This window comes from Acidaminococcus fermentans (assembly GCF_009696675.1).
Lineage (GTDB): Bacteria > Bacillota > Negativicutes > Acidaminococcales > Acidaminococcaceae > Acidaminococcus.
This window is the reverse complement of the sequence record NZ_VULN01000019.1, coordinates 1-12,893: the sequence shown is the minus strand read 5'-3', so window position 1 is coordinate 12,893 and position 12,893 is coordinate 1. Positions and strand designations below refer to the sequence as shown.

At 57.2% G+C, this 12,893-nt stretch carries 14 protein-coding genes; 12 read left to right on the top strand and 2 right to left on the bottom strand.

Features of this window, described 5'->3' with window-relative positions:
* Positions 1-44: 44 nt before the first annotated feature.
* The 11 genes from FX155_RS10545 to queE all read left to right on the top strand — a co-directional run bounded on the left by FX155_RS10545 (position 45) and on the right by queE (position 7,886).
* Complete coding sequence (locus FX155_RS10545; RefSeq protein ID WP_022487289.1) at positions 45-515, top strand: NfeD family protein; 471 nt, start codon at positions 45-47, stop codon at positions 513-515.
* Positions 512-1,510 (top strand): flotillin-like protein FloA, encoded by a 999-nt coding sequence (gene floA / locus FX155_RS10540; protein ID WP_022487288.1) that lies wholly within the window; start codon positions 512-514, stop codon positions 1,508-1,510. The genes FX155_RS10545 and floA overlap by 4 nt, the downstream gene beginning before the upstream one ends.
* Before the next feature lie 12 nt (positions 1,511-1,522).
* Entirely contained in the window at positions 1,523-1,924 is a 402-nt protein-coding gene (locus FX155_RS10535; RefSeq protein ID WP_022487287.1) for a hypothetical protein, read from the top strand.
* A gap of 174 nt (positions 1,925-2,098) precedes the next feature.
* Positions 2,099-3,640 (top strand): AbgT family transporter, encoded by a 1,542-nt coding sequence (locus tag FX155_RS10530; RefSeq protein ID WP_022487286.1) that lies wholly within the window; start codon positions 2,099-2,101, stop codon positions 3,638-3,640.
* 71 nt (positions 3,641-3,711) lie between these two features.
* The gene (locus tag FX155_RS10525) at positions 3,712-4,110 is read left to right on the top strand and encodes a C-GCAxxG-C-C family protein (protein WP_022487285.1); all 399 of its coding nucleotides are present in this window, start codon (positions 3,712-3,714) and stop codon (positions 4,108-4,110) included.
* Positions 4,111-4,203: 93 nt separating this feature from the next.
* On the top strand, positions 4,204-4,647 hold the full coding sequence (locus FX155_RS10520) for an Lrp/AsnC family transcriptional regulator (RefSeq protein WP_022487284.1): 444 nt from the start codon (positions 4,204-4,206) through the stop codon (positions 4,645-4,647).
* A 106-nt stretch (positions 4,648-4,753) separates the two neighbouring features.
* Positions 4,754-5,548: an MBL fold metallo-hydrolase gene (locus FX155_RS10515; RefSeq protein WP_154488653.1), complete on the top strand. Its 795-nt coding sequence runs from the start codon at positions 4,754-4,756 to the stop codon at positions 5,546-5,548.
* A 201-nt stretch (positions 5,549-5,749) separates the two neighbouring features.
* Complete coding sequence (gene queF / locus FX155_RS10510) at positions 5,750-6,220, top strand: preQ(1) synthase (protein ID WP_347567399.1); 471 nt, start codon at positions 5,750-5,752, stop codon at positions 6,218-6,220.
* Positions 6,213-6,911 carry a 7-cyano-7-deazaguanine synthase QueC gene (gene queC / locus FX155_RS10505; RefSeq protein ID WP_154488651.1) on the top strand — a complete coding sequence of 233 codons (699 nt, stop codon included), beginning with the start codon at positions 6,213-6,215 and terminating at the stop codon, positions 6,909-6,911. The genes queF and queC overlap by 8 nt, the downstream gene beginning before the upstream one ends.
* A 2-nt stretch (positions 6,912-6,913) precedes the next feature.
* Positions 6,914-7,240 (top strand): 6-carboxytetrahydropterin synthase QueD, encoded by a 327-nt coding sequence (queD, locus tag FX155_RS10500; RefSeq protein ID WP_154488650.1) that lies wholly within the window; start codon positions 6,914-6,916, stop codon positions 7,238-7,240.
* On the top strand, positions 7,230-7,886 hold the full coding sequence (gene queE / locus FX155_RS10495) for a putative 7-carboxy-7-deazaguanine synthase QueE (protein WP_154488649.1): 657 nt from the start codon (positions 7,230-7,232) through the stop codon (positions 7,884-7,886). The genes queD and queE overlap by 11 nt, the downstream gene beginning before the upstream one ends.
* A gap of 35 nt (positions 7,887-7,921) precedes the next feature.
* Here the strand turns inward: queE and FX155_RS10490 are convergent, their stop codons facing one another.
* Entirely contained in the window at positions 7,922-10,195 is a 2,274-nt protein-coding gene (locus FX155_RS10490) for an AAA family ATPase (protein WP_154488648.1), read from the bottom strand.
* Positions 10,195-11,337, bottom strand: a complete 1,143-nt coding sequence (locus FX155_RS11710; RefSeq protein WP_326831141.1) for an exonuclease SbcCD subunit D — start codon at positions 11,335-11,337, stop codon at positions 10,195-10,197. The genes FX155_RS10490 and FX155_RS11710 overlap by 1 nt, the downstream gene beginning before the upstream one ends.
* A 949-nt stretch (positions 11,338-12,286) precedes the next feature.
* Here FX155_RS11710 and FX155_RS10480 point away from each other — a divergent pair.
* Complete coding sequence (locus FX155_RS10480; protein ID WP_022487276.1) at positions 12,287-12,496, top strand: Ada metal-binding domain-containing protein; 210 nt, start codon at positions 12,287-12,289, stop codon at positions 12,494-12,496.
* Positions 12,497-12,893 lie beyond the last annotated feature (397 nt).

The following is a 12,893-nucleotide window of genomic DNA, read 5'->3' as shown; positions in this document are numbered from 1 at the left end:
TAATACTTATCAATCTCTTTTTATCCTGAGGAAAGGAGGTCCCTATGGAACTGCAGCTTTTGTTTCTGGGTGTGGTGCTGCTGACGGTGGAGGGGTTCATTCCCGGCTTTGGCCTGTTCGGCATCACCGGCATCCTTTGTCTTTTGGGGTCCCTGTATTTCTTTCTGGGGGCCACGGCCCAGGCGGCTGCTCTGGTGGGCGGTGTCCTGCTGGTGCTGGCGGTCCTGGGGTTCTGGCTGATCCGCCGGGGTCCCAAAAGCTGGCTGGGCCGGCAGGTGACACTCCATCTCCGGTCCACCGCTGCCCAGGGCTATACGGGCAATGCAGACCGGAAGGATCTGGTGGGCAAAACCGGTGTGGCCCAGACGGTGCTCCGTCCTTCCGGACGGGCCCTGATCGATGGGGAACTGGTAGATGTGATCACCGAAGGGGAATTTTATGAACCGGGGACGGCCATCCGTGTGGTGGCAGCCACCGGAGGCCGGACCGTAGTCCGGAAGGAGGAAAACCCATGATTGCAATTTTAGGCAGTACCGTATTCCTGGTGGCCATCCTGGTCATCATTGTCCTGTTCCTGCACTTTGTCCCTCTGGGCCTGTGGATTTCCGCCATGGCCGCCGGGGTCAACGTGCACATCTTCACCCTGGTGGGCATGCGGCTCCGCCGGGTGATCCCTTCCAAGATCATCCTGCCTCTGGTGAAGGCCAACAAGGCCGGCCTGGATGTGAACGTGGACCAGCTGGAAGCCCATTATCTGGCCGGGGGGGATGTGGACCGGGTGGTGGATGCCCTGATTGCCGCGGAACGGGCGGCCATCCCTCTGACCTTTGAACGGGCGGCGGCCATCGACCTGGCCGGCCGTGACGTACTGGAAGCGGTCCAGATGAGCGTCAATCCCAAGGTCATCGAGACCCCGCTGATTTCTGCCGTGGCCAAGAACGGCATCGAGCTGAAGGTCCGGGCCCGGGTCACTGTCCGGGCCAACATCGACCGGCTGGTGGGGGGCGCCGGGGAAAGCACCATCATCGCCCGGGTGGGCGAAGGTATCGTCACCACCGTGGGGTCTTCGGAAGAACACACGGATGTGCTGGAGAACCCGGACCACATTTCCCGGACCGTGCTGAGCAAGGGACTGGATGCCGGCTCAGCTTTTGAAATCCTCTCCATTGATATCGCCGATGTGGACGTGGGACGGAACATCGGGGCCCAGCTGATGACGGACCAGGCGGAAGCGGACAAGAACATCGCTCAGGCCAAGGCCGAAGAACGCCGGGCCATGGCTGTGGCCAAGGAGCAGGAAATGCGGGCCTACACCCAGGAAATGCAGGCGAAAGTGGTGGAAGCCCAGGCCCAGGTGCCGGAAGCCCTGGCCCAGGCGCTCCGGGAAGGCCATCTGGGGGTCATGGACTACTATCAGATGAAGAACCTGCTGGCGGACACCAAAATGCGGGAAAGCCTGGTGGCTGGCGGCCAGGAAGAACTGCCGCCCACCCGGAAACCGGAAAAATAACAGGAGGGGCCTATGAAAAGCGATTTGCTGCTGTTCCTGGTGTGGATCTTGTTCCTTCTGGGAAGCCAGCTGCTGAGAAAAAAGAAACGGCCCCTGAAAAAGCCCTCCCAACCGGTCCGGAAACCGGGTCCGGGACCTTTCGTCTGTGAGGAGGCTCAGGCTCCTGCCCAAAAAGAGCCGCCCCTCCAGCCTACGGTAAAGCCCGTACGCAGTGACCTGGTGGAAGAAATCCGGGACCTGAAGCCCACAGTGGCTCCCCAGGTGGCGGAAATCCGGCACCCGAAGGGGCAAACGGTCGGCCACCCGGTGCTTTCCGGGGACCTGCGCCAGGGGATGCTCTGGTCCCTGGTGCTGGGGGAACCCCGAAGCAAAAAGAGCTGGGCTCGGGAACAGAGAGAAAAAAGGGGATTTTGAAGTGGGGGAGTTTAGGCTATAATTATAAAATGTATAAGTAAAACATAAACCGTAGGGGCGCAGGCCGGTTGTTCCGCAGGATGTCAGGACAAATGGTGAATGGGCGGGCTGCCCGGCGTGCAGCCCCTACGGGTACGTTTGTTTGACACAGTTATAGGAAAAGGAAGGGATAAGATGAAGGGAGAAACGCAGCAGGCCCGGGGCAGCTGGGTGGACCGGTTTTTGAACGGAGTGGAGAAGGTCTGTGACAAACTGCCCCCTCCGGCCATTTTGTTCTGCATTCTGTTTGTCATTACGGCTTTGGCCGGAGCGGCTCTTTCTGCTTCCGGAATGAGCCTGGTGAACCCGGCCAACGGCAAGGCGGTCATGGCCCAGAATCTGTTTACCAAAGAGGGGGTCAACTGGCTTTTGAGCAACATGGTGAAGAACTTCTCCGGGTTCGCCCCTCTGGGCCTTGTGATCACCATGACCCTGGCCATCGGTTTCTGTGAGGAAAGCGGCCTGTTGGTAAGCCTGCTCCGGCGGAGCATGAAGAACGTGCCCCCGGGAGTGGTGCCCTACCTGATTGCCTTTGTGGGCACCATGGGGAATATTGCCTCGGATACGGCTTCCGTGGTGATTCCCCCTCTGGCGGCCCTGGTGTACATCGGGGTGGGGAAGAACCCTCTGGTGGGGATGATCGTGGGATACGCCGGAGCCAACGCCGGCTTTACTGCCAACCTGATGATCGCCGGCACTGATACCCTGATGCAGGGGCTTACCAACCAGGCCCTGGACGGATTCCTGGGCAAAGGGGTCTACGCCGTGGACGTCACCTGCAACTGGTACTTTATGGTGGCTTCCACCTTCCTGGTGGCCCTGGTGCTGGGGTACACCTCCAAGCACCTCATCGAACCCCGGTTCGGGAAGTATGAAGCCAAAGAACTGGAAGCGGTCCAGGACCTGACGGAAACGGAAACAAAGGGGCTCCGCCGGGCCGGCTGGGTGAGCCTGGTGTACATTGCCATCATCGCTGTTGGCTTTTTCACCGGCATCCTGTCCAAGGACGGCCATACCCTGGTGGGCTCCCTGCTGCTGAAGGGGCTGATCCCCATTCTGTTCTTCCTGATGAGTTTTGCCGGGATTGCCTATGGGATGACCACCGGCAAGTTCAAGACTGTAAAAGATATCAACGGGGCCATGGTGAAGCAGATGTCTCACATGGGGTCCTATGTGGTGTTCTGCTTCTTCTGCGGCCAGTTCCAGGGGCTGTTCAACTGGAGCAAAATGGGGACCCTGCTGGCCATCGGCGGAGCAGATTTCCTCCAGAGCATGGGCTTTACGGGACTGCCTTTGTGCGTGACCTTTGTGCTGGTCTGTGCCTTCGTGAACATCTTCATGTCTTCCGGATCCGCCAAATGGGCCATCTTTGCTCCTATCTTCGTGCCCATGTTCATGCTGCTGGGGTACCATCCGGCTTTTGCCCAGCTGCTGTACCGGCTGGGGGATTCCCCGGGGAACAGTGTGACTCCCATGATGCCTTATCTGTGGATGATGCTCAGCGTGGCCCAGGAAAAATATGATCCGGACTGCACGGTAGGGACCTTCATCTCCAACCTGATTCCTCTGGCGGCGGTGCTCCAGGTGGTGTGGATCCTGTTCATGCTGGTGTGGGTTGCCCTGGATATCCCTCTGGGACCGGGTGTAACTGTCCATCTGCCGGCGGGGATTTTGTAAACCCGGTTGTTTCTTTGGACGGCAGCACGTATAATAAAGACAATAGTTTCATGAGGGGAGTATTTTATACGATGATCGAAACATCCAAACGGGCGGAAAAGGCCGCAGAACTGAAACACAGCACTGATGTGCATACCAACTGTGCCCAGGCCGTGCTCCTGGCTTACCAGGACAAACTGGGCAAATCCACCGAAGAACTCCGGGCCCTGGGGTCCGCCTTCGGGGGAGGCATGGGAGGCATGGACGCCACCTGCGGTGCCCTCACCGGGGCTGCTGTGGTGCTGGGGCTGCTGGACAAAAGCGGCAAGCCGGCCAAGACGGTGATGAACGAAATCCTCCAGGAGTTCAAAGAAAAAGCCGGCGCCACCATCTGCCGGGACCTGAAAGGCGTGGGCACCGGGAAGATGCTCTGTTCCTGCGACGACTGCGTACGGCTGGCCGTCCTGGGACTGGAAAAACACCTGGGCTGAGGAACCAAAGGGGAAAATGTTGATAAAGCGGGGAGTTATCCACGAAAAAGTGGATAACTCCCCACTTGTCAACACAGGATAAGGAGGGCAAAATTGGATAAAAAGAATAAAGTGGACCAGGTCGATGAACAAATCATCCATATTTTGCGTCATCAGGGAAGGATTACGCTGCAGGAATTGGGTGAAAAAGTCCATCTTTCCGGGCAAGCCGTAAAAAATCGCATTGAAAAGCTGGAGGACAAAGGAATCATCCAACAGTATACGGTCAATGTAAATTGTCCTGTCTATGGTTATCCGCTTCATTCCCTGATCCGCCTGGAAGCAGGGATACCGCAAAAGACTCCTTTGGTAGTATTCTTGGCTCAATGCGGTTGTCAAGTACTCCATTGTTATCAGATTACTGGACGTCAGGTTTATGTTCTGGACATGTTTTTTCAGTCGGTGGAAGAACAGGAAAGAATTCTGGTGCAGCTTCAAAAATATGGCATTTGTACGGTTGATATGGTGCTAAAGAACCTGGAACTGCCGGAAACTTGAATTTTTCAACTCCGGACAAGAAAAGACTTGTTTTTTTCCATGGAGCGGGATTTCCTTTTTTTTTATAATTTTCTCATACAGCCAAAGTATCAAGGAGGAAAATGCAATGGAAATCCAGCAGATTCGCAACGCAACCAATAAAATCAAATTCGGAGGAGTGACCTTTCTTCTAGATCCATGGTTAGCTGACAAAGGGAGCATGGGATCCTTTGACGACATTACCCTAGAAAACTACCAGGTCCCGGACCCGGTAAAAATGGTGCTGCCCATGCCTTTTTACGGCTTGCCCCTGTCCAGAGAAAAAATCAGGGAAGGAGTGGATGCTTATATCGTTACCCATATCCATCCAGATCACATTGATGTGGCGGCAGATGGTACGGTAGGAAAATTTTTGGACAAGACTGTTCCCGTATTCGTCCAAAACGAAACAGATGCGGCCGTATTCCGGAAATCCGGGTTCCAAAGAGTACAGGTGCTCTCTGCAGAAGGGACCGTGTGGAAAAATGTAACGCTGACCAAAGTGCCGGCCAAACATGGAACTATGGTCTCCTGCGGCAATGCCATGGGCGTGGTTTTTCAGGCCCAGGGAGAAAAAACATTGTATGTGAGCGGAGACACTGTATGGTATCCTGGCGTGAAGCAAACGCTGGAAGCTTATTCTCCGGAAGTGGTTACAGTCAACGCCTGTGCAGCAGAGCTTGTGGGATTTGGCCGGCTGATCATGAATGATGAGGATGTGGAGTGTGTGGCCCGGACCGTACCCAGGGCAACAATCTTTATAACCCATATGGACAATGTGGCTCATGCTTCTTTGACCCGCTATGACATGAAAGGCAGGTTGGCCGGAAGAGGAGTCACCAATTATGTTATGCCACAGGATGGAGAAACGGTTTTGTTTTGAGTGGCAGCCCCCGGGCCTGGGGCCCCTCTGTGCGTTTGGTGATTTCTGGAGCGGGCCGCCGGGCCTGCGGCCCCTACGGTTCCTCTCTTCGCTCTGCACTCTTCCCTTTCTGTCCCGTATACGGTATAATTCAATTTTGTGAGTCCGCTCGGAACTGTTTTTTTCGACTGCGGGTTTTCCAAAACTGTACTTTTTGGAGGAATGACCATGAGAACAAAAGAAGAACTGCAGGGGGTCACCGAACTGGGCAGCGGCCATACGGTGTACCAGAATACCTATGCGCCGGAAGTGCTGGAATGTTTCCCCAACAAACATGAAGAGGCTCCCTACATGGTGAAGTTGAATTGCCCGGAATTTACCAGCCTCTGTCCCAAAACCGGCCAGCCGGATTTCGGCCGGATCGTGATCAGCTACATCCCGGACCATAAGCTGGTGGAAAGCAAATCCCTGAAACTGTACCTGTTTTCTTTCCGGAACAACGGGGATTTCCATGAGGACTGTGTGAACATCATCAAAAACGACCTGGTGAACCTGCTCCAGCCCAAATATCTGGAAGTGGCCGGCTATTTCAATCCCCGGGGCGGCATCAGCATCCTGCCCTTTGCCGTGTATTATCAGCCGGAATACAAAGACATGGCCCAGCGGAGAATGGAGGCCTTTGTCCATGAATAAGAAAGCACTGGTGCTGTCCAGCGGCGGGGTGGATTCCACCACCTGCGTCTCTGTGGCAGTGGAAGAATTCGGCAAAGGAAATGTGTCCACTGTATCCATTTTTTACGGCCAGAAACACCGGAAGGAACTGGAATGCGCCCGGAAGGTGGCGGACTACTACGGCCTGCCTCATTACGAGCTGGACCTGTCCAGGATCTTCCAGTATTCCAACTGTTCCCTGTTGGACCATTCCACGGAAAAGATCGTCCACAAAAGCTACGAACAGCAGATCGCGGAAAATGGAGAAGGAAAGGTATCCACCTATGTGCCCTTCCGGAACGGGCTCATGCTTTCTGCAGTGGCCAGCCTGGCCATGAGCATCTACGAAAAGGATGATGTATCCATTTTCATCGGAGCCCATGCAGATGATGCGGCCGGCAACGCCTATGCAGACTGCAGCGAAGCCTTCCTGGACGCCATGGGACGGGCCATTTCTCTGGGTACGTACAGCCAGTGCCATATTGTGGCGCCTTTTGCCAGCTGCAGCAAGGCCGGCGTGGTGAAACGGGGACTGGAGCTCCACACCCCCTATGAACTGACCTGGAGCTGCTATGAAGGCGGGGACAAACCCTGCGGCACCTGCGGTACCTGCATCGACCGGGCACGGGCTTTTGCCGCCAACGGGGTCAAAGACCCGGCACTGGAGGATTGATCATGTATACGGTAACCAAACGGATGGAAGTCAGCGGAGCCCACTGTCTCCAGCTTCCTTATAAAAGCAAATGCACCCATCTCCACGGGCACAACTGGATCATCGACGTGACCTGCCAGCGGGAAACCCTGGACGAAAACGGCATGGTGGTGGATTTCACCCACATCAAGGATGTGGTGATGCAGCTGGACCATGCCTTCATCAATGACATTGTGAAAACCAATCCCACGGCGGAAAATATTGCCAAATGGATCCACGACCAGATCCCCTTCTGCACCCGGGTCTCCGTCCAGGAATCGGAAGGGAACGTGGCCATTTATGAAGACTGAAACATTTCCTGTGGTGGAGCTGTTCGACTCCATTGAAGGGGAGGGGAAGCGCACCGGCTATATGGCGGTGTTCGTCCGGTTCGCCGGGTGCAACCTCCGGTGCAGCTACTGCGACACCGGTTATGCCCTGGAACGGTCCGATGCCCGGGAGCACCTGACGGAAGGGGAACTGCTGGAACGGATCCGCAGCTATCCCTGGAAAAAGGTGACCCTCACCGGGGGAGAACCGCTGCTCCAGCCGCTGGATGGCCTGTGCCGGGCCCTTTCCCGGGAAGGGTATGAAGTGAACATCGAGACCAACGGGGCGGTGCCTCTGTTGGAAGAGCGGCCCAAAGGCCTGTTCTACACCATGGACGTGAAATCTCCTTCTTCCGGGATGCGGGGACGGATGCGGATGGAAAACCTTACCCGGCTCACCGGAGACGATGTGGTGAAGTTCGTGGTGGGCAGCCGGGAAGATTTGGAGGACATGGACCGGGTGCTCCGGGAGTACACCCTCCGGAGCCAGGTGTATGTATCTCCGGTGTACGGAGCCATTGAGCCCAAAGAACTGGTGGAATTCGTCCGGGACCACAAGCTGGCCCAGGTCTGCATCCAGGTCCAGCTCCACAAGATTATCTGGGATCCGGAGATGAGAGGGGTGTAAAAAAGGGGGCTGTTGCTTAGCAACAGCCCCCTTTTTTACACCCTGAACCGGGTGGTGCTTCCCTGATTGGTGGGGATGATTTCCAGCTGGGCGGAAATCCTTTCCTTTAATTCGGCCACGTGGGAGATGATGCCCACCAGCCGGCCGCCTTTCTGGAGTTCCAGCAGGGCGCTGATGGCACTGTCCAGGGTTTCCGGATCCAGGGACCCGAACCCTTCGTCCACCAGGATGGTGTCCAGGTGCAGGCCTCCGGCGTAGGATTCTAGCACGTCCGACAGCCCCAGGGCCAGGGACAGGGAGGTGAAGAAGATCTCCCCTCCGGACAGGGTGGTCACCGCCCGGGCCTGGCCGGTAAAGGCGTCCATGATTTCCAGTCCCAGCCCCTGTTCCTTCCGGGCATCCACAATGTCCTGGCTCCGGTACAGACTGTACCGTCCCTGGCTGATCTTGTTCAGCCGCAGGTTGGCGGTTTCCAGCACATCGTCCAGCACCGCCTGGAGCACAAAGGAGGAGAAGGTCAGCTTCCGGCTGTTGTCCCCTTTGGCAGTGGAGGCCAGAAGGCCGATGGGTCCGTAGGCCTCCTGGAGCCGGGAAAGGTCCTTTTCCAGTTTTTCCAGCTGCTTCAGGCTGGCTTCTTCCCGGCGGAGGGTTTCCTGGAGAGCCCCGGTCCGGGTGGCCAGGGTGTGGGCAGAGGTGCCGGTCTGCCGGACCGCTTCCTGGAGAGGTGCCAGGTCCGGAGGGGTCTTGTCCTTCAGCTGGTCACCCAACAGCTTCAGTTCTCCCTGGAGGCTGTCCGTCTGCTGCCGGTACCGGTCCACCTGTTCCTGCCACAGGGGCTTGCTGGGAAGGGCTTTGTGGGCGGCCACAAAAGAATGCTGATCCGGGAAGGGAGACTGTTCCAGAGCTGTTTTATAGGCCTCCCGGTCCGCCTCGAAGGCCTTTTGGGCGGCAGCCAGGTTTTCTTCAGCGGTTTGGCAGGATCCGGCCGCCTGATCCGCTTCCGTCTGGGCCTTTTCCAGGGCTTTCTGTTTCCGGTTCAGCTGGGCGATTTTGGCTTCCATGGCCTGGGTCTTCCGGGCCAGTTCCTCCTGGGCCTGGCGGGTCTGGGTGGCAGGGTGGGGATGGTCCGGGGAACCGCACACCGGGCAGGGCTTCCCGGGAACAAGGGCCTGGGCCATCCGGACGGTTTCCCCTGAAACAGCGGTCATCCGGGCCAGCTGTTCCCGGACCTGGGCCATCTGTTCCTGGAGGGCATGGGTGTTGGTTTCCGTGGCGGAAGCCAGCTGCTGCCGGAGGGTTTCCTGGGCGGCTTTCAGGGTCTCCCGGGCCCGGGCCAGCAGCCCTTCCGCCGCATCCAGCCGGGCCTTGGCCTTCCGGGTCCGGTCGTAGATGGGGTGGAGCTTCAGGGCCTCTTCCAGCCACTGGAGCTTCTGTTGGAGTTCCTGGATGGCCGGTGCCTGCTGGAGCAGGGTTTCCTTCCGTTTCTGGCCCTCCTGCCAGCGCTGGAAGGTGTGGGCCAGCTGCTGGGCCTGCTGGAGGGCTTCCAGGGCGGCGGCAGAGGCTTTCTGGGCTTCGGCGGCCTGGGCTTCCAGGGCTTTGGCCTGCTGCTTTTCTTCCTGGATCCGTTCCTTCAGGGCGGCAGGATTGTTGGTACCGGCACTTTCCAGCAGCAGCTGGTATTTCTGCCGGCATTCCTCATATTCCTTTTTCAGGGTCTTGGCACGGGCGTCCAGGGCCTCTTCCAGGGCGCTGTACTGGCCGGTCTTGAACAGGGTTTCCAGGATGGTTTTCCGTTCCTTGGAATCTGCCACCAGGAATCGGCGGAATTCCCCCTGGGGCAGCACCATCAGCTGCCGGAACTGCCGGGCCTGGAACCCCAGGAGCTGTTCCACCGCCCGGGTCACGGAGCTGTTGGAGGTACCCAGCACCTTCCGGTCCCCTTCCGGGAGAATCTCCACCAGGGAGGCACCGGCAGGCACGGTCCGGGTTCCTTCTCCCCGCTGTTTGTTCAGCACCTGTTCCGGGGTCCGGGTCACTTCATACGCCCGGTCCCGGTTCCGGAAGGTGAACCGGACTTCTGTTTTCCGGTCCGGTGTGGCATAGTCGCTGCGCAGGGACCGGTTGTCCCGGAGATCCCCGCTGGGGGAGCCATAGAGAGCAAAGGTGATAGCATCCAGGATGGTGGTCTTGCCGCTTCCGGTGGGGCCGGTGATCAGGAAAAACCGGTTGTCTCCCAGCCGGGTAAAGTCGATGGTCTCTTCGTTGGCGTAGGGACCGAAGGCGGTCATCACAAGTTTCAGGGGGCGCATCAGGCTTTCCTCCCTTCCTGGTTCACGGCATCGGCAATCTGGTGGAACAGGGCTTTTTCTCCCTCCGTCAGATCCCGGCCCTGGACTTCCTGGAAAAAGGCCTGGAACAGGTCGTCGGTGGAAAGCCCCTTCCGCTGGGCGGTGGCGGCTGCTTCTGTTTCCACAGGCTGGAGCCGTTCATAGCCCAGCTGGAGAATCTGGGGGTACACTTGTTCCAGTCGGTGCTTGGCATCCAGGACGGGCACCCGGTCCGTCAGCTGGATCTGGAGATAGTCCTGGAGATGATCGGTCCGGGGGTTCTCCAACAGGTCCCGGAATTCTCCCTTCAGTACCGCCAGTTCGTGGGGAGCCTTAAGGGGAACGGTTTCCACGGAAATATCCCCTTTGCCGTCCAGGTCCACAATGTGGACGGCTTTTTTCTGGCTGGCCTCTGCAAAGGAATATTTCAGCAGGGAGCCGCAGTACCGGACCCGGGGACTGTTGTTCTGGCAGGCGTGGAGATGTCCCAGGGCCGTATAGTGGAAGTCTTTGAAGCAGTCGATGCTCACGGTGGTGGCCCCGCCGGCGGCCAGGGGCCGTTCGCTGTCCGGGGTGGTCTGGGCCCCGGTGAGGAACACATGGGCCAGGGCCACTTTCCGGGCCCGGGTAGGGATCTGCCGGAGAATCCGTGCCACCTGCCACTGGAGGGCAGCTTCATGGGTGGGCTGCTTTTCCCCGCTCAGTTCTGTGGCGGTGAGAGGTTCGCAGTAGGGGAGGGGAGCAAAGTATACGGGCCCGTCCCCATCTTCCAGCACTACCGGATGGGTATCCGGATCCACCGGCCCGGTGATGTACAGCTGCCGGGCGGCAAAAAGGGCCTGGCCAAAGTTCAGCCGGTCCGGGTTGTCGTGGTTGCCGGCAATGAGCAGGGTGGGAATCTTCAGGTCCAGCACCAGATGGCGGAGGGTTTCGTCCAGCAGGTTCACCGCCTCCGTGGGAGGGACGGCCCGGTCGTACACATCCCCGGCCACCAGAAGGGCATCCACCTTGTATTCCCGGGCCAGGTCCAGGATCTGGTCCAGGGCGGCCCGCTGGTCCTCCAGCAGGTGGAGACCATGGAAGATCCGGCCCAGGTGCCAGTCAGAAGTATGTAAAAATCGCACAGCAAAGCCTCGCTTTCGTGAAAGTTGTTTTTATCATCATAACACGAAGGGGAGTGCAGAGTGAAGAGTGCAGAGATGGAACGGCGGCAATCAGATGAATGGCTGCAATGCCGCAGGATGCGCGCCCTGATTGAACTCACAGTCACTAGTCTCCAGCTGAATGAGAAATTTGCAGGCAAATTTTTGAACGTGTAAATCGGTACCGCAGGGGCTGCACGCCGGGCAGCCCGATTTCTTGTACCATACTTCGGGGCAACGGCGTAGGGGTTCGCCGCAGGCAAACCCATCCCGGCCGCCTGGAGGGCAAAAACTTCTATACTCATCCACCCGTGAGGGCTCTCCGCCGGGAGGGCAGACCCGTTCGTCCCTGGCGGGAGGCTCACAGCCTATCGCCTTGCCCTGTCGGTCAAAGGCTGCGGCTACGGACCAGGAAGCCGGACCCTATCGCCCGCGTGCTCCACCCCAGGAGCGACAACACCCGATGTTGTCCCGCCGACTCCTCCTGGGCCTGCTCTCCCAGCTCCCGAAGAATCGACGTATACTCACACAGAATACCAGCAAGGCCGATTCCTCTACCAACTTGTGTCCCCCTGAAAGGGGGAAAGGACCCGTGCTTGCACGGGTAGGGGGTTTCCCTGGGGGCCAGGAGTTTCTAACGGAAGAAAGTACAAGGCTTCTGGCCGAACCCCACCACTATGCTGCGCATGGTCCCCAGCTACGGCATAAGCGACCTCGCTATCCGCTAAAGCGGATGCTCCCTGCTTACGCCCCTTTCAGGGGACGGACAGAAACAAAACTATAAATATAAGTTCAATGCTCCTGCCAATCACTCCTTTGTTGTCGGCAGGTCCTGCAAAATATTGGCTGTCGCCGATGCCACCACCATCCTGAGATTGACTGAAAAGAATCAATCGTTTTAAAATAATGAGAGAATGGGGAGGGAGTTATTATGAAAAAAGCATTGGTGATCCTTGTTGCTTTATTATCCACTCTGTGTCTGGCTGCACCGGCACTGGCCTATCTGGGCAATCCGCGGACGATGAAATTCCATAATGATAATTGCCGGACCATCAGGCATCGAGAAAATTTTGTTGAAATCGACAGCCGGGAAGAAGCCATTGAAGAAGGGTATGTACCTTGCCAGGTTTGTTATCCGTAAACAGATTTTAATGTTAGGCACGAATTAAATTTTATGAATTTGCCAAAAAGGAAGGCTTTTATCCTGCAGGTTCAGGCAGCATGCGCTACTGACAGGAGCGAAGGCCTTTCCTTATTTTTTGAAAGAGGATAGTCTTCCGGAAGAAAGAAAATCTAAAATTTTATCGATCCATGGGCGAGGCAGAAACGTATCATTCCTGCCCATCATTGGACAGCCAGGGACTTTGGTATAAGAGGTAAAAAAATGCCCTTCGGGAGGCCGGGATGGGAGTTGCACTTGTCAACAAAAATTGGACACAAAACTAAAAAAATCAGGCATAAAAAACGAATCGATGTACAAGATTCATCAACTTTTCTGACATCCTTCAAGCTTGTTAGACAAACCATGCCATCGATAA

Excerpts from the sequence above, each read along its gene's own strand:
- FX155_RS10545 (WP_022487289.1), top strand. The coding sequence starts at position 45 with ATGGAACTGCAGCTTTTGTTTCTGGGTGTGGTGCTGCTGACGGTGGAG.
- FX155_RS10530 (WP_022487286.1), top strand. The coding sequence starts at position 2,099 with ATGAAGGGAGAAACGCAGCAGGCCCGGGGCAGCTGGGTGGACCGGTTT.
- queE (WP_154488649.1), top strand. The coding sequence starts at position 7,230 with ATGAAGACTGAAACATTTCCTGTGGTGGAGCTGTTCGACTCCATTGAA.
- FX155_RS10480 (WP_022487276.1), top strand. The coding sequence starts at position 12,287 with ATGAAAAAAGCATTGGTGATCCTTGTTGCTTTATTATCCACTCTGTGT.
- floA (WP_022487288.1), top strand. The coding sequence starts at position 512 with ATGATTGCAATTTTAGGCAGTACCGTATTCCTGGTGGCCATCCTGGTC.
- queD (WP_154488650.1), top strand. The coding sequence starts at position 6,914 with ATGTATACGGTAACCAAACGGATGGAAGTCAGCGGAGCCCACTGTCTC.
- queF (WP_347567399.1), top strand. The coding sequence starts at position 5,750 with ATGACCATGAGAACAAAAGAAGAACTGCAGGGGGTCACCGAACTGGGC.
- FX155_RS10515 (WP_154488653.1), top strand. The coding sequence starts at position 4,754 with ATGGAAATCCAGCAGATTCGCAACGCAACCAATAAAATCAAATTCGGA.
- FX155_RS10535 (WP_022487287.1), top strand. The coding sequence starts at position 1,523 with ATGAAAAGCGATTTGCTGCTGTTCCTGGTGTGGATCTTGTTCCTTCTG.
- FX155_RS10490 (WP_154488648.1), bottom strand. The coding sequence starts at position 10,195 with ATGCGCCCCCTGAAACTTGTGATGACCGCCTTCGGTCCCTACGCCAAC.
- queC (WP_154488651.1), top strand. The coding sequence starts at position 6,213 with ATGAATAAGAAAGCACTGGTGCTGTCCAGCGGCGGGGTGGATTCCACC.
- FX155_RS10525 (WP_022487285.1), top strand. The coding sequence starts at position 3,712 with ATGATCGAAACATCCAAACGGGCGGAAAAGGCCGCAGAACTGAAACAC.